This window comes from Paenibacillus residui, from assembly GCF_042677205.1.
GTDB lineage: Bacteria > Bacillota > Bacilli > Paenibacillales > NBRC-103111 > Paenibacillus_L > Paenibacillus_L residui.
In genome coordinates this window covers 30107-52058 of the sequence record NZ_JBHTIU010000041.1, presented here as the reverse complement: position 1 = coordinate 52058, position 21952 = coordinate 30107, and the positions used below count along the sequence as shown (strand labels likewise).

The window sequence follows — 21952 nt, the reverse complement described above, 5'->3', positions numbered from 1 at the left end:
CTAATACCTGGATTACCACATAGGTATCTTTAAGTTCTTTAAGGAGAAAAAAACGGACCCCCGCCAAGCGAGAGTCCGTTTCGATTATTCATTTCTTAACCCGGATCGTATCACGGCCTGTAAAGCGTGTGCCGTCCTGCAGTTGACCGTTCAGCACCATCTCCGCTTCCCCTTCTGTCTCTCCCAGCGTGGCGATCACTTTCTGCCGGTCGAACTTGAGCATCAGATCCCGGACTCCATTCCGGTCCCTGTCTCCAATTTCAATTGGGTGGGCTTGCGCCGCGATGCTGACTCCTCCTATGTTCAGACTGACAGAGGACGGATCAATCATGGACACTTCATGGGAAGACGGCAATTCTACGTACACCGTCATGGAATTCGCCCCTCCCTGGCTTTTCAGGTTCAAAGTGCGCGGATGGATCTCGACCGAAGCTTCCAATATTTCCGGCTCGGGCGGCTGTACCGAATGATAGATTTCTATTTCATTAATCGTCGGCTCTTTCTCCGTGGTAGAATTCATCCACAGTCTGAAATAGGACGAAGTCACCGGGGCGAATTCGATCGTCTTGCTCTGGCCGATGGTGGTCCCCTCGGTGCCGGGAATATCGATATAATTGATGCCGTCCTCGGAATACTGCAGCACATAGGAATTAACCCGAGGATAATCGATCTCCTTAATGATGACCATGTTATAAGTCACGTCTTCCCCGAAGTCTATGCCCAGAAATTGATCGGCGGTTTCCCCTCGCCCTGCCGACCAGCGGGAACCGGCATTCGAATCGAATGCCTTCGCTGCCCCATAACTTTCGTTCCACACAGAAGAGGCAAAATAGCTTCGGTTCGCTGCAAGATTCTCATTGCGGATTTCCACAGTCAGTTCAACGCTGCCGGAGCTGAATTCAAAAGTGAGCGTATGCAGGCCGAGCGGAAGCGACGCCAAGTATTCCTGCTTTAAGGTCACCGCCGGGCCATTGTCGATGTAATCGATCCCTTCGGTTAATTCACCATTCTCTCCTTGAATAGCGATAAGTGTATTTCCGTTTAACTTCATTGGAATCACACGGTCTCCCGAATTCCGGGGATAGATAATGGCCGATACTTCCAGCTCCGCCTTCTTCGGCGGCATGACACTGAGGCTCAGGAAAGCATCATTGCCTTGAGAGTAGGAGAATTTCAACGCATATTCCCCGACAGGCAGAGAACTCAAGTAAGCTTTCGTCAGCACAGCCGTCTCTCCGCTTACGATATAATCCCGCCCTTCGGTCAGCTTATGCGTTCCGTTAGCTATCGAAACGAGATTGTGCCCGTAAAGTCTCATGCGGATGGTCTGATCACCGTTATTTTGCGGGTACTCCACAAAGGGGGTGCTTATTTCCGCGTGGGCGGGAGGCAGACCGTCCCCAATCACCCCGATTTCGTCAAACGGGATCTTCTCGAATTCCGGTAACTGTGCATAGATCGGAGAATCGTCCCGCAATCCGAAATTACCGTTAGCCGGATCCACAAAGCCCAGTCCTTCTTTATCCGCATAGGCGATATTATTCTCGAACGTTCCCATCTCCATATTCCGGCTGTCGCCGGTGATATCACCCGTATTCACATATACATTGTTGCGGACGACATTTCGCTTGGGAAGCAGAGGATCGTCCTCCAATATATTGGGAAGGGTCGGATATCTCGCGCTCCAGATTTCCCCTTGGTAAGGAACCTGATTGAATTTGCTCATTAAGGATTCGTAATTTTTCTCGCCCGGCTTATAGCCCCGGTTCATGAAGGCAATGAAGGTCCCGCTGTCGAGAACGATATTGTTAACCACTACGTTCTCCCGTCCGTTAGCCAGCTTGAAGGCCTGCTTGCCGATATTATGAAACACGTTACCGCGCATCTCCACGCCGCTCATGTAATCATCGAGATAAATGGCTGCCGTGGAAACCCGCAATTGGCTGGCCACCATGTCGTGAAAATAATTATAGCGAATGATGTTGCCCCGCCATACGAAGCTTCTGCCGGAATAGATGGCGGACGCATCGGCCGTTTCTTTGACCACATCAAAGATATCATTATATTCGATGACATGGTCGTTGCCCCGGAATTGAATCGCAAAGTGAGGGGCATTATGCAGGTTGTTATAAGCCACACGATTGCCGACGCCGTTCAACTCTACGGCAGGGGTATACGTCAGCTTGATTCGCGAATAATTCGAGATGTCATTGTTGACCGCATAATTCTCAGCAGGCGTCAACGTCTCGAAATCGCCCCCGTCCAAGCGGATTCCGCCGTTCCCCATGCTGTAAATCAAGCTGCCATATACGCCGTTATTCTTTCCTCCATAAACTCTGACGGCGTACCCGCCCATTTTGCTGATTTCGCTATATTCGATACGATTGTTTTCTCCTCCGGTGATCTCAATGCCGTTGCCACGGCTCACTTCCATATTCAGTCCGCTAAAGACGATATTCGACGTTTGGTCCATCCGAATTAAACTGTCTTTCATAAGCGAGAGCTGAACTTTCCCTTCTCCCAGCGGGGTGGGCGGATAAAGATACAAAATGCCCGTTTCCCTGTCCAGATACCATTCTCCGGGCGCGTCCAACAGTTCCAAAATATTATAAAAATAAAACCGCTGGTCTGCTTTCATGGCATAGCTCGAGGTGTTATCGGTTTCAATCGTCTTCCGCTCGAAATCTATCGATTTGATATGCAGGTCATTGGCGAACCAGTCATTTCCCCAATAACCGAGCATCCATACGTCACTATTATTAATCCATGGATTAGGAATTTGATCTTTATAGGTAAACGTATAGCCCGGGTTAGCTTCATCCGGTTTAACCAGCACCTGATCTACTTGGGTAAATCCATGGTTGGGCCAGCGGGCCAGTCCCATCACATTTCCGTTAATAAACAGTTCCGGAGCCACATCCAGATTGTTCCCCAGTACACCATAATCGGTTATACCGATAGACTGTAGGTCCAACTGAAGGACATGCTCTCTCGCTCCTTGCGGAATTCGCTCCAACACAGCCGCATCCGTTACCGGCTTGAACCGGGCCGCATCCAGGGTATCCCCTCCGGTGAAGATCACCTTCTCTCCTTCATACGCTTTGTATACGATCGGCGCTCCCGAAGCTCCCGAATCGCGCTCATCCAATTGGAAGGTATGCGTGAAACGATAGACCCCCTCCCGGATAACAATTTCAACCCCTCCTGCAGGGAGTCCCTCCCCGCTCTTCAAAGCGCGAACCGCATCCCGAGCTTTCTCCAGAGTCGCAAACGGATGACCGATAGAGCCATCGTTGGCGTCTTTTCCATCCTTGGCTACAAAGAAACGAACCGCCGCATGATCCTTCGCCAGGGCGGATTCGCCTGGACCGCTAACCACAAAAATAGCGCACAATGCCGTAAACAGAACCAGACCCTTTAACAACAGCTTGTCTTTCATAAGATCCCACCTCTCCTCTTTCGGTAATGTACCTCCGTTCAACGGTTTTTCCAAACCGTTATGAATCGTCCTCCTTTCCCCGTCCAAACTGAGTGCCGTCTTTCTTCTCCTCCATTGTATGGCGCTTTCCCGCACGGATAAATTAGCTATCCTAACCTTTTTTGTTGTTAAATTAACTTGTTCATACCCGGCTTACGGGTTTGTCCGCTCATCAATACTCACCCGGTTTCTATATTCCGAGGGAGAGAAACCGACACTCTTCTTGAACGCCGCCGAAAAATAAGAGCCGTCGTTAAATCCCGCCCGGCAGGCGACTTCATTCACCGCAAGGTCGGTAAAGGCCAGCAAATGCTTCGCTTCCTCCAGCCTTCTTTCATAAATGTAGCGCTTCGGCGGCATCCCCAAATGCTTCTTGAAAAACCGAATAAAATAGTTGGGGTGGAAGTGGGCGGTCTGTGCCAATTCTTCTATCGTCAGTTCCTGAGTCAAATGGGTATCGATATAGTGAATCGTATCCAGCAGCTTTCGAACGGACATCATCTGAGGGGTATCGTCCTTCTCCTCATAAGCTTGATCGATAAAATACGCGATGATTGCAAACAGTGCGGAGTATATTTTGAGGGTAGTGGCCGGACCGCCGTTGGCACGATGATCGGATAACTGCCGGAAATGCTGCTGCAGCCCTGCGGAGGGATCCGCCTTTACGACTTTCGGAAGGTCGAACAGATTAAATAAATGCACAAACTGGATATTCGATCGGAAATGGCACCAATACATCGTATAAGGGGTGCCTTCCGTCACGGAAAACGACTGCAGGACTCCCCCCGGGATAAACATCAGTTCCCCCGGCCGGGGAGTGTACTGCTCATTCCCGAACTGAATCCAGCCTTCGCCGTCGCAAATATAGTACAGCTTGTTATAGGACGGAGCATAATTAAAACGCTTCCAATCACGTCCGCAAACAGAAAGCTTCGCATGAAGCAATTCAATCCGCAGCTTGGAAAGATAATCGTTAAGCCACTGCTTCTTGTCCTTCTCCATCATCCATTCACCTTCCTATTCAGATAGGTCTAGCCTCTGCTCGCCCATACCGGACCCGAAGAAGAAACGGCCGTCACCGTCGTTGTGCAAGAAGGTACCGTTTCTCGATGAAATATCATTAAACCGCTATCGCCGTCCTTTGGACAGGCGCGTTTACCGATGAAATACATAAGGTGAAACTTGTCCTTTATATTTGAAGAAAAGACACCTGACCGGTGTCTTTACCCAATAGTTCCAACGGGTAAACTGCCTTACTCTGATTGAATAGCAGCCGCTTTCTCCAAGAGCATGACGCCGCTTAACTGGGCACTGAGATCCAGCGGTAAGACAGGTGGAAGTCCCCAATAGGTCCCGAATAAGATACGCTCCCCCTCTTGCGCATGCTCCCACGCCTGTTCCGCATGATGCAAGATGAACGGCGTCAACGCTTCCTGCGCAGGATCGGCTGCTGCCAATTCCGCCAAATAACGAATAAAAATCCCTTTAAACAACCCTCCGTCCCCGGTTCCCTCATCGCGCAAGAGCATGGAAGAAGAGTCCGTTAATCTTCGCATGGCCTCCTCTGCCGTTCGTATGGCCGAATCCAGAAAGCTTCGCTCCTTAGTGATCCGGTACAGCTCTACCGAGGCGCCTATATAGGTCCCTTGGTTATAGGAGAAGATCCAATCCTTGTCGATTCTCCCATCCCCGGTGCGATTCATGCCATCCCAGACAATGCCTGTCTGCGGATCTACCATATGGCTCCGCAGCCAATCATACGTTTGATTGGCCCGGTTCAGATCCTCTTCCTGCCCCCACCTCTGGTATAATCGGGCGGCCAGAATGACGGCCGGGGCGTTGGACGGAGTATTTTTATAGTCCGGCTGCGATTTGCGCCATGCAAAGCCTCCTCCCATCTCTTCATTCCAGCCGCCTTGAATGTCCTTCCACAAGATTTGTACGGCATTCTTGTATTTTTCTTCTTCGGTATGGTCATAAAGCCGGAGCAGGGCCAGCGCCATCCACAGCATGTCGTCATAATAATCGATCGTTATCCCGCCCCTCTTCCGAATGACCCCTCCGAATAGTTCATCCGCCTGGCGCAAATATGCAGCATCTCCTGCTCTTTCATATCCGTCCACAAGAGCATCGATCGCATGAGCCTGCCACCAATAATGGAACTGCCGATTACAATCGTGACAGGGAAATTGGGTGTCATACAATCCGGTCTGCCGGTTCCAGTAGGATGAATCCAATGTCTTGTGTGCCTGCTCTGCCCTCCAAGCCCATACAGATTCCTGCATCGTTTCCTCTTCCTTTTTCTTTTCCGCCATAAACAAATTCCCTCCCCCAATGAAGATGAGTAACGCGCACAGGCCAACGAATATCCCGCTCCTCCTCCGCATGCAATCCCTCCTGCGGCCCATTCTGCCGGTGGGCAAGCGGCTACTCTTCCTACTCCGATTTGCTTCTTTCTTCTTTAATCCGGATTTCAGCTTCCTCTTTAACTACACGCAAGAATTCGGAGGCATCCATGCCGGACTCCGCAAATTTCCCGACATCCAACTCTACAAACCGGTCCCATAAGCTGATTCGCTCAGGAACAGGGGCAGGCTTATGCTTAAAAATAGCCGTTATATTCTTTCCATGGGTACTTTCGTTGTCATAGAAAAACTTCTCCTGAACGGAGGTATCCTGAGTAATGGGACCGATTCCGTTGCGGGCCGTCCACTCCTGAACCTCGGGGGTTGTCAAATAATAAATGACACGCAGCGCTTCTTCTATATGCTTGCTGTTAGGATTGACATGGAAGGAGTGAAAATCCAAACGATGGGTAATGCCCGGTTGATCCGGCCACGTCGGCAGTGAGGCCACATCGAAGTTGAGCCCTTCGGCATTTCCCCACCAATTCAGCCCCTGGGCATTCGTGATCAGCATCGCGGTGGTCCGGTCTCCTGTAAACCGGTCGTTGGCATTAAAGAAGGTTTCGTCATAGTTCCCGGGGATATCGATAATTTTCTTGTAAAGCTCGAGAAAACGGCGATACTCCGGCCGTTCCAGAATTAGAACCTCGCCGGTGTCCGGATCGGTCGCATTGACGGAAAATTGCCAGAGAGGCACATCCCGGTCACGAAAATCAAGGCCGCGATACTGAACCCCGTTCTCCGTCTTGGTTAATCGCTGCGCCAACCGGACGGCATCGTCCCAGGTCAGGTCATCCGAAGGATAGGGCTCTCCAAATTGATCAAAAATATCCTTGTTATACATCAACACATAGTAAGAGGTTTCATAGGGCAGCCCCAACAGCCTGCCTTGTTTATCGCGTGCCCGGATCGTATCCAGCAGCGTCGGTTGAATATGGCTCAAATCATATCCATTCTCGGCCAGCGGTTCCGTCAGGTCAAAGTCCAGCTCCAGATACTCCATAACATCTTGTGACAGGGTAAAGAAAATATCCGGTGTTTCTCCCAGGCTGAACAACTCCTCCAGCTTGCTACGGTCAAAGTTGTTCACGTGCAGCAATTCCATAGTCATATAAGGGTATTTCTCCTCGACGATCTTTTTGATCCTCTCGTTAAACATGTCCTCCGGCCATAAGGTAGCTACTTTCAAGGTGACCGGCTCCTGCTGTTCCTGTTCCGCCGCCCTTGCCCCGTCCGTCTGCGTCGGTTCCTGCTTCCGGTCAGGCTGCCCCTCGTTAACCGGTTCCGTTCCGGTACAGGCCCCTAATAATACCACGGCCATCAGCAACATAATTACCATCCCAAGCCTTCTCATCGTCTTCATGTTCACATCCTCCCACTTCATTGTTAAATCATCGCCGAGGAATAAGCGGCCGCCAGCAAGCTGCAGAAGCGGCTCCGATGACAAAATCGAACGCCCTTAATGATGAAAGCGCATACTGTTTTTCTTTTTACTTACCTTGGTTCGGAGCGGCGAAGTGCGCGCCATTCGTCATAACCAGGATTGTGAAAAGAAAGCGGTGAAAATAAACGATGAAAAGCAGCAAGGGATGACCGATGGGATGAACCGCGGGCGCTCCGGCCGGCAGAAGCCGAACTACGGGAATGACGGCTTTCCGGCATATCAATATCAATACAATATATGTTATATCAATTGCATAAATAACCGGGAATGAACTATTTTTTATTCGCTGCGGCCGTTGATTCTCCCTGCACCAGCCTGGCCGCCAGCCGAACGGTCATATCGACCGGCTCTCCCTTCCGGAGCTTTAAAACCGTTTCTACCGCCCGCCTTCCCATCTCTTCCTGCTGCTGAAGCAAGTGGGTGAACCAATAGCCGCTGCCCGGGTTGGAAGGAGGGCAGTCGAAGCATACGACGGAAATATCCCCGGGTACGGTCAAGCCCAGTTGCCCGATGGCCGCTTTGGCCAATAAAGCAATATTGTACTCCGTTGCAAATATGGCCGTCATGTCCGGATGCTGCTGAAGATGGTTTTTTATTTTGTCGATATCCCGCTCTATATTTTCCTTGGTAAAAGAACCCGGAAGCGTAGATGTAATATCATTCAGCCAATAGTTCTTCTCGATGGCGACTCCTTGCTCCGCATGGGCCTGAACGAACCCTTCCATCCGTTCCTCCGTTGCCGAAGTGTCGACGGGCGGCGGGGAAAGCAGGCCGATCCTTCGATGCCCCCATTCCAGCAGGTGCTTCGCCCCCTCTCTGGCGGCGGCCGCATGATCCGTGCTGACCGATGCAGCCTCCACCCCTTTCAGATAACGGTCGATCAATACTAGCGGGATTTTGTTAATCACCAGCTTCAGAATTTCCGTGTTGATATATCGGCCGTGGCCAGGAAAAATAATAAATCCGTTCGCTCCTAGTTCCGTAAATTCCCGAATCGCCCTTTCTTCCCGCTCCGGCTTGCCGAAAGAACGCCGCAGCAGCAGGAAGACGCCGTGCTGTTCGGCGGCGCTCTCTATCCCGCGAAGAAGATCGATCCCATAGCTCTCGCCGAAATCCGTCATGATCAACCCCAGCACGGGCACATCGGTACGCCTAACCGGCATGTATGAGGAGGCTTGATCATCAGGTGTCTGCTCCATGGCATCGACGACGAAAGACCCCTTACCGGGCTTGCGGGCAATTAGTCCCTGGCTTGCAATCATCTCCAGCGACTTCCGGCTCGTGATCCGGCTCACGTTATATTTCTCGGCCAGCTCCATCTCCGAAGGGATCCGCTGTCCTCTCCGGTACTTGCCGTTTCTAATATCTTGAACCAGGATTTCGAAGATTTTCTCATACATCGGCTTGGAGTCTTGATCGGATAGCACCCTGTATCACATCCTCTATTCCTTCGTATGTAAATGTTATATCATGTTATATATATTTGGGAAATCCTTCCTTATACCTTCTTTTATTTTAGTGAAAAGAAAAAAGACATCCGTTACGGCGTTACGGCATGCCTTTTTCTGAAAAGCGCTAAGATTTTCGGTTAAAACTGCGGCCGACAATCCGTATATGTCGGCCGTCTACTCTTATTACTTTCGGCCGTAGTCGGCTTTGATCTCTCCCCACTTCTCGGTCTCCCATTTCAACACCTTGTTGTCATAGCTGTTGTTCTGCAGCCACGCCAGCGCTCTGTCCACCAAATCCCATACTTCCTTCGTCGCTTCATTGCGCTCCAGAGTCGTAGCGACTTTCTTCTCCCTCACCCATTTCAGAGCGGTTCTCGAATCGCTATAGACCGTCTGCGAGCTGCCCTTGTTCTTCAGATACGCCAAGGAATGGACAATCGCCAGAAACTCGCCCAAATTATTCGTCCCATTAGGGATGGGGCCGTGAGAGAACAGAACCTCTCCCGTTTTCGTATAGACTCCCCTGTATTCAATCGGTCCCGGGTTGCCTCTCGTCCCTACATCTACCGAGATACTGTCATAATCAATCTCGGCCTGAGAAGGGGCAGCAGCGGTCTGCTTCGCAGCGGCCCCTTGACCCCAATGCTTCGTCCAGCCTTCCCGATAAGCCTTCTCCGCTTCCGCCTTGGAGGAGAAGGATTTATATTTCGCATCTTTGCGTCCGTCCACCTGCTCTTTGCATTCCGGCCAACTCGTATAGATCCCCGGCTTGTGGCCTACCCATACGACATAGTACTTTTGCTTCGCCATCTTCTAGTCCCTCTCTTCCGCATACATCATTGCCTAGTCTCTATATTTACATACGGAAGGACAAGACGTCAAAAAAACCAATCCTCCAACAAGGATCGGTTTTACTTAATCGCGGCAAAGCCCGGTTGTTTACCAACCAAAGTCCAACGTTTTGCCGGTTTCCGCCAACGTCTTTATATTGCTCAAGATCATCCACCAATGTCCTTTGGCATTCTCATAAGACGGATGGCCGGGCTTCCATTGGTCGTTGACCAGCGTCAGCTTCGTGCAGCCGCCCACCGGTTCCAGGGTGAAGGTTACCCTCGTTTCCAGCTCTGCGTGGTTGGAATGGTAGGATGGGCCGGGATGCTCGGTATAGCTGAGCACTTTATACGGCTCATAGGCCAGTATGCTGCCATATACATGGACCGTTTCCTCCCCGTCATTGCCCGGACCTACATACTCATAAGGATCTCCAGGCCGGAAAGTGGACCGGATGACACATCCAAAGAAGGTTTGGCGGGTCCCCTCCGGGGAAACGAACGCATCCCACACCTGCTCCGGGGCTGCTCCGATATAAAATTCGTATTTCAAATCCATTATCTTTCACTCCTTATTGAATAGTTGACCATTTGAACGGCTTTGCGGCTGTGCTACTATAATAGTAACTTGTCCGAATAGGGTTGTATTGTAAAAACGCGACAGCCCCTTATGACAGAGTGTCTGCCTTGCCTATTCCCTATTCTGCCGAACCATCGGCCAGGCTGGAGTGATTCATATGAATTCTAACCAAAGTTCCATCCCGGACACAGTAAGACCCAGCCTCGGGGTGTTGAATTTCAGAGAGGGCACCAAGCGGTTCTTCGAACTCACCCGTTATCCCCCCTCGGAGGATATCGGCTATTTCGTCAAGCACTTCTGGATGGTTCGCTGGGATTTAAGCGGACAACCCCCTTACCTGCAGCAGGTCGTCCCCAATCCGTGTGTGAATATGGTGGTTGAAAAGAACCGGACTTTGATTTATGGGGCTGCCAAACATAAATTTTCGCGGCTGCTCGAAGGGAAAGATATGGTGTTTGGTGTGAAATTTAAACCGGGCGGGTTCTATCCTTTTGCCAAGCGGCCCATCTCCAGACTAACCGGCCGTTTCATTCGCCTGGAAAGCATTTTTAATGTGGAGACCGAATCATTCGAGGAGCAAATCTTAAGCCAGGATAGCCCCGAGAAGATGGTGGAGCTGGCCGAAGCCTTGATCCGCCGGAACCTTCCGGACAGGGATGAGAAGGTCGTCCGAATTAATCAAATCATCGACCGGATTCAGGCTGATCGCGGTATTACGAAGGTAGACCAGGTCTGCGATGGCTTTCAGATCAATATCCGGAAGCTTCAGCGCATGTTCGGCCAATACGTCGGCGTGAGCCCGAAATGGGTCATTAAGCTTTATCGCCTGCAGAATGCGGCCGAAACGCTGGACCAAGGCCGGGCCCCGGATTGGCTTGATTTGTCTTTGAAGCTCGGTTACTATGATCAATCGCATTTTATTAGAGACTTTAGATCGATTATCGGGAAAACTCCGGAGGAATTTCTGACCGAATCCAAGGAGACGATGGAGCATTAGGAAGGAATAAACCAAGGAAAAGAACGCCCGCCGGCGTCCCATCTCTGTGCTGCACTATTTTTCTTGATACTACGCTATTCCCTGTAATCCTCCACGAGGACTTCCAGTTTCCCGGTGACCGGGTCAATAACGAATCCATGAACGGGAACCGCCTTGGGAAATAAAGGATGATTGCGGATCATCTTCACGCTTTGCATAACCCCTTCCTGCGCATTGGAGAATCCGCGCAGAAACTTCTCCATACGAATCCCGGAGTTCTCTAATGTGCTGATCACCGCAGGATCAATACCGTTCTCGATAAACTTATTGACCATCCCCTGCGTGTCCAGATTCGTCATGCCGCAGCCGTGATGGCCGATGACCAGAACCTCACGCGCACCCAATTCATAAACAGCCACCAGTATGCTTCTCATGGCGCTGCCGAACGGCTGTGTTAGGATGGCGCCCGCATTTTTGATGAATTTCGCATCCCCGTTTTTCAGTCCCAGCGCCTTCGGAAGCAATTCCACAAGCCGCGTATCCATACATGTAAGAATGGCTACTTTTTTATCAGGGAATTTATTTGTCAGATAAGACTCATACTGCTTCTCTTCGACAAATTTTTTATTAAACTCGAGTAAGCTTGGAATGATAGACATATTATGACCTCCTACATGATGTCTTCTAATCTATTATTCTACAGTTGTACCGGGGGCGTCAATTCATTTTATTGGTAATAAGCCCTATGCTTAAATACAGTGTCTCCATTGCTGATACCAATCATTGACCTCCTCACTCGGCTCAACACCCAATTCTTCCTTCATATTTTCCACAAGAAGCTGATATTGATTTTTCACCCCGCTATAATCACCTATGTTTGCATAAATTTTCATAAGCCCGAAATACCCATCCTCGGTGTATGGGAATTTCTCCTGGATTTTTTGATACAGCGGCACTGCCTCTGAATATTGCTCTTCCTGCATTAAGTATTCGGCTACTTGCTTGGCGTGGTCCAACCATATTAAGCGGATGCGCTCCTGTTCCCCTTCCGACCACCAGTATTGGTGCTCCTCCAGGTAGTCGCCGCGATATAAAATCAACAGTTCCCGATGCTGCCTGATCGTTTCGGGAGTCACTGCGGAAGTCGTCTGTACGCCCTTCTCCCATTCCTCCACATCCAGCTTCATGCCGTCCAATTCTATCCGATACCCTTCGTCCTTATAGGTGACTTTAATGCCGAGCCCCTTCTGCTTGATCACCCTTCGAATTTGATAGATGGTCGTATGCAGGAGCGCCGATGCCTTGTCCATATCATAGTCCGGCCATAACAAATCCATAATGACTTCCTTGCGCACGGTTTGACCGCGGTGATGGATCAAATACGCGAACAGCTCCTGCGCCTTCAATGTCCTCCATTGGAAAGACTGAGCCGCTTGATGATCATCCAGATAATGAAGACCGGACAGACAACAAAGCATGGGCTTCTTATCCGTCATGTCGGACATGCCTTTCGCTTCCGAGTGATTTAACCGCTGGAGTGTCTTTATGATCCTATCGCGTTGAACGGGTTTAAGCAGATAATCGAGTGCGTTCAGTTCAAACGCTTCTACGGCAAAATCATTGTACGCCGTAACAAAAACGATGTGGAGATGCGGTTGTATCTCTAATAAACGCTCCGCCAATTCCATGCCGCCGATTTCCGGCATTTCGATATCCAGGAAGACCAGATCTATCTTTTCGCGTTTTACCAGCTCCAGCGCCAGATGAGGGTCCTGAAAGAAGCCTACCAGTTCAAGCGCCGGCCGGCTCCCCCCTTCTTCTTGCAATAATTTCTCCATCCTTCTGAGAGCCAAGTGCTCGTCATCTACAATAACCGTTTTCACAGCTTTTCCTCCTTGGGGAATCGGACTATACCTGTCTGGTTATATCGAACATCGTCAGCTGCTTGTGAGTCGCCTTCGTGCTGTCTGCATATCTAGTTAATCTTATTGTTACATTATCCCGGACTTAATGACAAGAAGGGAGATTTGAACTCTTTCTGGACTTTATTGGGAAGCGGCATCGCTATGGTATATCAAAATGACCGGAATGATGTCTGCCGGAAAGCCTATCCTGGAGGCCTGCCCCAGAGAACTTGTTTTCATTGCATAACGCAGCTGAAGGGGCCTATAGAATAAGAAGCAGCCCCGATCCTGTAGAACGGGGCTGCTCTTGCTTTATGCTAAAGACAAGTTCGGGAAGGGCTCTGCGGACCTGACTTTGCCATTTCACTGAATGGAAGGATGCCTGTACCGTCCTAACGGCTTGCCGTTAATCCTGAGGGTCATCGCTACCCTATAGCTTCTCCCCGACATAATGAAACGATAGTTCTCTCACAATAGGTTCGCCGTTCGACTCCAGCACTTCCATGACAACCTCTCGTGCGCGGATAGGCGCGAACCGGCATATTGCCTTATGCCCGACACTCTTTCCTTCGTAAACCGGGATTAATCTCTGTGATTTCTGAGTCATTACCGAAATTCTGAAGCTTCGAATGCTCTCCCCGTGAGCAAGCTCCTCTTGAATCACTGCATGATCCAGAAGGATGGGCCGTTCCGGCCTGAACGTCCAGCACCTGCCCTCCCTCTCGCAATCCGCGAGCGTAGCAATCGGGCTGGCGAAACGCTGCCGGATCACTTCGCCGAACTCCAAAATCCGCTCCGCATCCTTATCCGGCAGAAGCCCTCTCCGGTCGGGCCCGATATTCAACAGCAGATTGGCTCCGCGGCCGACCGAGTAATAATATAGCCCGATCAGTTCGTCGATGCTTTTGACCGTATGTTCGTCATGATCGCTGTAGAACCAGTTCGCCCGCAATTGGACGTCACATTCCGCGGGAAGCCACAAGCTCTCTCCCAACTGTTCTTTCCTCTCCGTCTGAATGGAGAAATCGACGGCATCCACCGTATTCCAGCAGGGGTAGGGGGCGACCCCGTCCTCGTTGCCCACCCAGCGAAAATCAGGATCCCCCATATTAAAAATCAAAATATTCGGCTGAAGCCTGCGAATCTCCCCAATAATCCGCGGCCAGTCATATTCGTGGTCTTCCGAGCCGCAGCCGTCGAACCACAGAATATCTATTTCTCCATACTTCGTCGGCAGCTCCGTTATTTGATTGACGAAATAATCGTCATAGGCCTTGCCGTCATGCAGGAAGCTCTCGGCTGAAGCATCATAGGGCGAGTAGTACAGACCGGGCTTAACCCCATACTTGCGGCAAGCCGCCACAAATTTGCCGACGACATCACCCTTTCCGTCTTTCCATGGGGTATGGGCTACGGACATTTCCGTATAGGCCGATGGCCAGTTGGAAAATCCGTCGTGATGCTTCGCCGTAAACACCGCATAGTTCATTCCCGCCTGCTTGGCCGTTCTAATCCACTGCCCGCAATCCAGCTCGACGGGGTTAAATGCCGACGGAGACATGGGCCTCTCATCGAAATCCACGTATCCTTCATAAAAAGTACGCAAGCCAAAATGTATAAACAGCCCATACTCCCAATCCTGAAAAGCTAGCTGTCTGGCACCTGGAATGATCTGTCTGCCGCTCATTATTAACCGTCCCTCCCTATCTTATTCGAGTCCCCCAAATAGGACCGCCTTCAACCCCAGGCTTATCCATTCCCCTAAAATCCGCTGATTGACGACTTCCCATCCAAATACAGGAAAAGTCAGTTTTCCTTCAAGTATATACCGAGAAACGTTCCACCGGATTAAAAATTAACGAAATAGAAAATATATAATTTAAAATTAAATTCATACTAAACAGGTGGGTAAAATATGTTATAGTATTATAAACCGATAATAGTTAATCGGAAGACTTAAATTTACTATACAAGGGAGTGCTAATAATGCCGGTAGAAACTTTTAAAGCAACCGCCCATTTGCAGGACGGACTGGTCGTCAAGACCCGTTCCAGAAATTTCGAACTGTTAATAGACGAACCGAAAAGCTTGGGAGGAACGGATACGGCCATGAATCCGGTGGAAGCTCTGCTCTGCTCGCTGGGCGCGTGCCAATCCATCGTAGCCCGGGTGTATGCCAGGAAGTTTGATGTTCAGCTCGATGATTTCCGGGTAGAGGTGGAGGGGGATCTGGATACGGACGGCTTCATGAATAAATCGGATGTTCGCCGCGGGTATTCCGACATCCGTTACACCTTCCATATTAAAACCTCCGCGCCCCGGGAACGGGTCGAGCAGTTTATTCAATTTTTGGAACAAACTTGTCCGGTAGGAGATACGATCGCGAACCCCGTCAACCTTAAGTTAAACGGAATTATCATTGAAGAGTAAATATCGTGAAGACAATAAGCCAGAGAGCCATTTTGTTACGATTACGGCCCTCTGGCTTATCCATTCGAGAATCTCAAACCTCTAAACATTTTCTTATACTAACGTCCCGCCAACAGCTTGTCCGCCTCTCCGAAATGGTCTCTAGCCCGCTTAAGGGCATCTAGCGCCTCTTCCCTGCCTATCGCGTAACGCTGCATAAGAATCGCCACTCTCGCGTCCCCGCCGGCCCGTTCGCAGTAATCGGCGGCCGTCGGCCGATCGACACCCGTCGCATCCATGACGATATGGACGACCCGCTGCTTCAGCTTATGGTTCGTCGCCTGCACATTGACCATCAGGTTGTCGTGTACTTTGCCAAGCTGAATCATAGTGACCGTGCTGAGCATGTTCAGGACGAGCTTCTGCGCGGTTCCGGCCTTGAGCCGGGTAGAGCCCGTAACGATCTCCGGGCCGACAGGCACCTCAATCGGCCACTCCGCCGCGGCGCTCAGCGGGGTGCCGCTGTTGCACGAGATGCTGGCGGTCACCGCGCCGATTCGCCTCGCCTCCTGGATGGCCGCGATCACATACGGCGTCCGGCCGCTTGCCGTAATGCCGACGACGGCGTCATGTGCGGTCACGACCGCGGCCGCATCGCGCCGCCCGGCTTCCGCATCGTCCTCGGCGTTCTCGATCGCGTGGCGGATGGCGCGGTCCCCTCCGGCGATGATCCCCTGCACCAGCTCGGGGCTGACGCCGAATGTCGGCGGGCATTCCGACGCATCCAGAACGCCGAGCCGGCCGCTCGTTCCGGCGCCGATATATATCAATCGGCCGCCGCTCCTAAGCGCCTCCACAATGCGCTCGATGGCCGCCGTAATCTGCGGCAGCGCCTTGCGCACCGAGAGGGCGACGGTCTCGTCCTCCCGATTCATCAGCTCGGCGATCTCTTCTATGCTTAAGCGGTCCAAATGCCGGGTGCGTTCATTTCTCTGCTCGGTGAGCAGTTCACTGATGTTGGCCTGCTCCATGGTTTAGTTCCTCCATTTCTTGTGAAGTACTCTCCGGTGAATCTATCATCCGCTTGGCTATTGCTTTGCGCTTCTTCAGCTTCCGGCAATACTTTGTGTTACTTAACCGCACCTGCCGTCAATCCGTCCATGAATTGCTTGGAGGCCAGGAAGAACAGAACCAGCATCGGTAGGGAAGACAGGGTCAGACCGGCGAAGAGCACGCTCCAATCGGTAGAATATTCGCCGAACAGCGTCAGCATTCCGACAGGAATCGTCTTGCGGGTTTCGTCCTGAATGAAAATGAGCGGAAAGAAGAAGTCATTCCATACGGTAATAAAGTTCATGATCATCACCGTACCGAGAGCCGGTCTCATCAACGGCAGCAGTACGTTCCGGAAAATTCCCAAGTCCGAGCAGCCGTCAATTCTGGCGGCTTCCTCCAGTTCCTTGGGCAGTGTGCGGAAAAAGCCGGTCAAGATCAGTACCGATAACGGAATGCCGATCGCCGTATAGACGAAGATGAGCGACCATTGGGTGTTGATAATGGCCAACTGCTTCATCAGAAGGAATAACGGCACGATCCCCAGCTTGATCGGAATCATCATGCCCAGCAGGAAGAAGAAAAACAGCGCCCCGTTCCAGCGGAACGAATACCTGGCGATATAGAACGAAGCCAATGATCCGCTGACTATGATGAGAGCGACCGAAACAACGCTCACGAAAATACTGTTCGTCAAGTAGTCCAAGTATGGAAGCTGATCGATCAGCTTGACATACGCCTGGAAGCTCAGCTTCGTCGTCAAGCCCATAGGATGCTTGAAAATATCAATATTCGTTTTGAGCGAAGAGATCAGCATCAAGAAAACCGGGTAGAGGCTAATGAAAGCCAGCAAATACGCGATGAAATACTGTGTAATCCGAAGGCTTCTGCTTGTTTTCATATGGCTCCCCCCTTAGTGCTGAATCTCATTTTTACGTGTGAAGTACAAGAATAAGGCCGACAGGCTGGCAATGATGAAGAACAGAACCACCGCAAGCGCGGAACCTAATCCGATAGCCACAGAATCCCCGCCGCCGGCTCCGCCGAACGCAATACGGTAGAAGAAGATGGCCAGCGTATCCGTCGAATTGAACGGTTCCCCCTGCGAGCCTTCCATCGCATAAATCAGCTCGAAGGCTTCGAAAGCATGAATGAACGTATATACCGTTATAATAATGATCGACGGCATCATCATCGGAATGATCATCGTACGGATCATCTTGAAGCCTTTCACCCCATCCAGTCGGGCCGCCTCGATCACCTCCTGGGAGATTCCCTGCAGTCCCGCCAGGAAGATCAGCACGGAAAATCCGATGCCGAACCAGCTATTCACGAGAATGATGGCCGTAAGCGCCGTGTCCGGATCGCCAAGCCACGGTCTGGCCCATGAATCGAGCCCGACCTGCTTCAGCACCGTATTCAGAACACCGTTGTTCGGATTCAGGATGAGCTTCCACAAGAAACCGACGACAATGACGGAGAGCAGACGCGGGATAAAGTACGCCATCTTGAAAAAACCCGCGCCCTTGATTTTCGAATAAATAATATAGGCCAGCACGAACGCAATCCCGTTCTGTACAACCATCTCGAGAATAAAGTAATAAACATTATGGCCGAACGCATTCCAGAACAAATGATTGAACGGCTCTTTAGTGAACAGACTGACGAAATTGTCGAACCAGATAAAGGCCCCTTTTTGAAACCCCTGCCAATCATACAAGCTGTAGCTGAATGCAGCCAGAATCGGGTAAACGATAAACAAGGTATAAACAGCGAGGGCAGGGAGGGGGAAAAGATGCACCACCCACCTCGTTTGCTTAACGTTTCTCGTCCGATTTCCCATGTCCTCGCCACCTCACGGAATTATTTTTGCGGTTGGAACCAAGAATCAACGCTCTTCTGCACTTCATCCGCCACTTGCTCCGGCGTCATTTTCTCCAGATACATGCCCTGCAGCGAAGTTTCCAGCGTAGATTTGGAGGTCGGGTTGCCCGCTCCGAAATGAACAACGAACAGATATGGCGTCGCGATCGTATCCGCGTTCTCGGCAATCTTCGAAACGAGCGGATCGTCCGCGGTAACTCCCGGAATAGTGCTCGGCTTCTGCAGCTCGTTAATGACCAGCGTACCGAATTCTTTGGTCGTCATGAACTCCAGGAACTTCAATGCCGCTTCCTTATGCGGGGATTGCTTGTTGACGGCGAAGGAACCGTCCACCCATGTCGTCACCGTCGCTTTGCCGTCGGCGGATTTCGGAGGAACCGGGAACATATCGAGCTCAAGCTCCGGATTCATCTTCTTCATGACGGCCACCTCCCAGTCCCCCATCACGAACATTCCCGCTTGCTCGGTAACGAACAGGTTGCGCATATCATCCATGCCGAGACCGATATAGTTGTCCGGGAAATACGGGGCCAGCTCCTGCATCATCTTGACGGAATCCACGAATGCGGGGTCCGTCAGCTTCGCTTCGCCCGATGTGACTTTGTCCACGAAATCGGACCCTCCGTAGACACTTGGCCCCAACGCACCGTGAGTCAGGGACAGAATCCAGCCTTCCTTGGAACCGAAGGCAAACGGAGTTACCTTATTCTCCTTCAGCTTCTCGGCCACCTGGATCAGTTCGTCCCATGTTTTGGGCTCCTGCAGGCTATACTGCTCGAAAATCTTCTTATTATAGAAAATCTGTGTCGAGCTGAACACCGTCGGCACTCCGTACAGCTTGCCATCACTTCCGGTCGCAGCCAGCAAGGTATCCTTGCTAAAGACGTCGATTCCTTTCAAGTTGTCAATCGGCTCCAAATATCCGCCGTCGGCCAGCTGTCTGCCCGCCGCATACGGACGCAGATGGATAATATCGGGACCGCTGCCCGTCTGCAAAGCCGTATTCAATACGGTGTTATACTCCGTGTTCTTCGTCGGTTTAAATTCGATTTCAATGTCCGGATTGGTCTTGTTGAACTCCTTGATGATCTTCTTGTAAGCCTCTGTATCCTCTGTACGCCAACTTCCGATCGTCAGCTTAACCTTCTCTCCTCCCGGCGCCGGCTGCACGCTATTGTCAGGTGTACTGCTTGGCCCTGCATCCTGCTTGCCGCATCCGGTCAGTGCCGTTGCCGATATTAGAGCAGCCGTCAACGCAATGGTGGTCCAACGTTTCATATTATGTTGCCTCCCTTTTTAAATTTAACTTTCTTTATCATTTATTTAATCCTCTGAAAGTATGAGGAGAAAACCGCAGCGAAAGCGATTCCAACAATGATGAAAAATCCAATAACCGCAGCAGCGGAAGGAATATTCAAACCACTTCGAAAGCCCTTTCGCCAAGACAAAACCTACGGTCATAACGATTGGTTACAATGGAAATGTTTGTGAAATTTTATTTCATGTTTGAGTTAAGTATATAAAATATTATTTTTAAAATCAATCCTTTTTGCAAAATATATAGCAGTCATTTATTAGGTTTCTTCTTACGGAAGCATTGAATTCAAAAAACGCATAACGCGCCGTATAAGGAGACGTTGATTTAAATTTTATTATTGGTTATAGGGTATGCCGTTTATAAATTACTTTTTTAACAAAGGTCCATCTATTACCGCTGGAAGGAATGGGGTTGTATCATAAATCGATCTATGATTTTTCAAGCCCCGCCTAGAGTTAAATTTGGCTACTAGAAAAGGACCCCGTTCCCACACACACAGTGGGTTTAGAGGTCCTTTTTACTTCGTTTTTGAGATGTTCTCGTTTGATGCAAACGCTATTGGGACAGCCCCATTAAAGTTAAACACATGATCGCGAAGGCCAGATATAGCAGCTAATTACCTGTTTCCGCTTGAAATTAACGGCTTACTCTGATTCTTCCAGGCTTGATACCACTCCGTAATCGCAGGGCTGGGCTGCGTATTAAATTTTTCCTTCAACATGGCCCGCAATTGATTGAAGTAATGAAGCACAGACGCCCGATCCCCTGCTTCGGCCAACAATTTCATGAGAGTAAACCACGCCTTCTCTTCAAGCGGATATTTATGGCAGATGCTCAAACAATGAGACACTGCCTTATCCAGATGATGGTTGGAATAATACCAGTCCGCTATTTTGGAAACCGTCCGAATCCACATTGCCTGCAGCCTCCGTCTCTCATTTTCCGCCCATGCATAGTTATATTCCTGCAGGTATTCTCCCGTAAACAAGCTCATGGCCTGTTCATATTGTTCGATCGTATCGCGGGATAATGGTGTCTCTGATTGGACAAACCGTTCAAATTGGTCCACATCCAACCGGATATCCTTCAATGCCAACAGATACCCCTCGGATGAGCTAATGATTGCAAAATGATCGCCGAACGGCTCAAGCAATTGACGAATATGATACACCCCGGTGTACAAACGGGCATACGCTCTCTTGAGCTCGAATTCCGGCCACAGCAAATCGATTAGTTCAGATTTGCCGACAACCTGTCCTCTATGCTGGAGCAGATATAGAAACAACTGCTGGATGTCTGCCGTCCTCCAATGCAAAGGCAATATCCCGCCCGATTCATCTGAAATCGTGACATGCGAAAACAGGTTTAATTGCAATATTTCCGTTCTTCGCAACGAATCCGGGCATAGTCCCATCTTTCTTTGTTTAGCCCGTTGAGTGGTTTTAACCAAACGCTCTTGCCGAACCGGCTTCAATATATAATCAAATGCATTAAGCTCAAAAGCCTTGACTGCAAAATGATTATAAGCCGTCACAAAGACAATAATCAATTCAGGCTTCCTCTCCAGAAGCTGTTCAGCCAATTTCAACCCGTTAAACCCAGGAAGCAGAATGTCCAAAAAAACGATATCAACATCGTTGTTTTCAATCACTCGTTTTCCAATCACCGGATCCGTGAATTTGCCTACGATATGATAGTCCGCCATCTTCAGAAGCTGTTGCTCCAAATCATCTATAGCCAGCTTTTCATCATCGATTAAGACCGCCTTCATCGTGCTCTCCTTGATTATCATGGTGTTAAATCCATGTCATTCTGCTTTCTATTCCCACGATCCGCCATTTATCAGTGCTTGGAAGGGAATTTTGAATACCGCAAAAACAGCGCTGCTCTTCGCTGCACAGAAGAATCAGACTGTTCGATAAATAAGCATTCTCGCATTAATACCTAACATTATGAATGATAGCAAATAAAACTCTACAGAAAATATACATGTAAGTTCTAGCTATATAAATTGTAGAATTTTCATCCTCTCGGCATCGTAGTCTCCAGGGTACCGCCCTCATTACAAACCCGCTCTGCCCCTTTTAAATCGAACATCCAACGACGAAAGGCATCATTATTTTCTACTGTGCTTAGGTAGCTGCATTCGTGAGGGTTGGTTGAACTTTTAAAGAAAAAAAGCATCCCACTAAAGTGAGAAGCCTTAATCAAACTCATAAA

At 50.0% G+C, this 21952-nt stretch carries 17 protein-coding genes; 2 read left to right on the top strand and 15 right to left on the bottom strand.

The window, feature by feature from the left end:
* Nucleotides 1–88 precede the first annotated feature (88 nt).
* The 7 genes from ACFQ03_RS13885 to ACFQ03_RS13855 all read right to left on the bottom strand — a co-directional run bounded on the left by ACFQ03_RS13885 (nucleotide 89) and on the right by ACFQ03_RS13855 (nucleotide 10167).
* Complete coding sequence (locus ACFQ03_RS13885; protein WP_379288832.1) at nucleotides 89–3439, bottom strand: X2-like carbohydrate binding domain-containing protein; 3351 nt, start codon at nucleotides 3437–3439, stop codon at nucleotides 89–91.
* Between the two features lie 192 nt (nucleotides 3440–3631).
* Complete coding sequence (locus ACFQ03_RS13880; RefSeq protein WP_379288830.1) at nucleotides 3632–4483, bottom strand: helix-turn-helix domain-containing protein; 852 nt, start codon at nucleotides 4481–4483, stop codon at nucleotides 3632–3634.
* 248 nt (nucleotides 4484–4731) lie between these two features.
* Complete coding sequence (locus ACFQ03_RS13875) at nucleotides 4732–5793, bottom strand: glycoside hydrolase family 76 protein (protein WP_379288828.1); 1062 nt, start codon at nucleotides 5791–5793, stop codon at nucleotides 4732–4734.
* Between the two features lie 121 nt (nucleotides 5794–5914).
* Entirely contained in the window at nucleotides 5915–7246 is a 1332-nt protein-coding gene (locus ACFQ03_RS13870; protein ID WP_379288826.1) for an ABC transporter substrate-binding protein, read from the bottom strand.
* 353 nt (nucleotides 7247–7599) lie between these two features.
* A complete protein-coding gene (locus ACFQ03_RS13865) occupies nucleotides 7600–8754 on the bottom strand; it encodes a GntR family transcriptional regulator (protein WP_379288824.1) in 1155 nt (384 codons plus the stop codon).
* A gap of 207 nt (nucleotides 8755–8961) precedes the next feature.
* Nucleotides 8962–9588: a ribonuclease H gene (rnhA, locus tag ACFQ03_RS13860; RefSeq protein ID WP_379288822.1), complete on the bottom strand. Its 627-nt coding sequence runs from the start codon at nucleotides 9586–9588 to the stop codon at nucleotides 8962–8964.
* Between the two features lie 129 nt (nucleotides 9589–9717).
* The gene (locus tag ACFQ03_RS13855) at nucleotides 9718–10167 is read right to left on the bottom strand and encodes an SRPBCC family protein (protein ID WP_379288820.1); all 450 of its coding nucleotides are present in this window, start codon (nucleotides 10165–10167) and stop codon (nucleotides 9718–9720) included.
* Between the two features lie 178 nt (nucleotides 10168–10345).
* On the opposite strand from ACFQ03_RS13855, the gene ACFQ03_RS13850 reads away from it, so the two are divergent.
* Nucleotides 10346–11185, top strand: coding sequence for a DUF6597 domain-containing transcriptional factor (locus tag ACFQ03_RS13850; protein ID WP_379288818.1), 840 nt, complete (start codon nucleotides 10346–10348; stop codon nucleotides 11183–11185).
* A gap of 74 nt (nucleotides 11186–11259) precedes the next feature.
* Here ACFQ03_RS13850 and ACFQ03_RS13845 read toward each other — a convergent pair whose 3' ends face one another.
* The 3 genes from ACFQ03_RS13845 to ACFQ03_RS13835 form a co-directional block, all read right to left on the bottom strand.
* Nucleotides 11260–11823, bottom strand: coding sequence for a beta-class carbonic anhydrase (locus ACFQ03_RS13845; protein WP_379288816.1), 564 nt, complete (start codon nucleotides 11821–11823; stop codon nucleotides 11260–11262).
* A 90-nt stretch (nucleotides 11824–11913) separates the two neighbouring features.
* Nucleotides 11914–13047, bottom strand: a complete 1134-nt coding sequence (locus ACFQ03_RS13840; protein ID WP_144939141.1) for a response regulator — start codon at nucleotides 13045–13047, stop codon at nucleotides 11914–11916.
* A 451-nt stretch (nucleotides 13048–13498) separates the two neighbouring features.
* On the bottom strand, nucleotides 13499–14755 hold the full coding sequence (locus ACFQ03_RS13835; protein ID WP_379288814.1) for an alpha-L-fucosidase: 1257 nt from the start codon (nucleotides 14753–14755) through the stop codon (nucleotides 13499–13501).
* 299 nt (nucleotides 14756–15054) lie between these two features.
* Between ACFQ03_RS13835 and ACFQ03_RS13830 the strand changes: the two genes are divergently transcribed.
* Nucleotides 15055–15498, top strand: a complete 444-nt coding sequence (locus tag ACFQ03_RS13830) for an OsmC family protein (RefSeq protein ID WP_144940112.1) — start codon at nucleotides 15055–15057, stop codon at nucleotides 15496–15498.
* Nucleotides 15499–15596: 98 nt separating this feature from the next.
* Here the strand turns inward: ACFQ03_RS13830 and murQ are convergent, their stop codons facing one another.
* The 5 genes from murQ to ACFQ03_RS13805 form a co-directional block, all read right to left on the bottom strand.
* Entirely contained in the window at nucleotides 15597–16508 is a 912-nt protein-coding gene (murQ, locus tag ACFQ03_RS13825; RefSeq protein ID WP_379288812.1) for an N-acetylmuramic acid 6-phosphate etherase, read from the bottom strand.
* 98 nt (nucleotides 16509–16606) lie between these two features.
* Entirely contained in the window at nucleotides 16607–17431 is an 825-nt protein-coding gene (locus ACFQ03_RS13820; RefSeq protein ID WP_379288810.1) for a carbohydrate ABC transporter permease, read from the bottom strand.
* 12 nt (nucleotides 17432–17443) lie between these two features.
* On the bottom strand, nucleotides 17444–18373 hold the full coding sequence (locus ACFQ03_RS13815) for a carbohydrate ABC transporter permease (RefSeq protein ID WP_379288808.1): 930 nt from the start codon (nucleotides 18371–18373) through the stop codon (nucleotides 17444–17446).
* 20 nt (nucleotides 18374–18393) lie between these two features.
* Nucleotides 18394–19692, bottom strand: coding sequence for an ABC transporter substrate-binding protein (locus ACFQ03_RS13810; protein WP_379288806.1), 1299 nt, complete (start codon nucleotides 19690–19692; stop codon nucleotides 18394–18396).
* 656 nt (nucleotides 19693–20348) lie between these two features.
* Entirely contained in the window at nucleotides 20349–21503 is a 1155-nt protein-coding gene (locus tag ACFQ03_RS13805; protein ID WP_379288804.1) for a response regulator, read from the bottom strand.
* Between the last annotated feature and the right edge of the window lie 449 nt (nucleotides 21504–21952).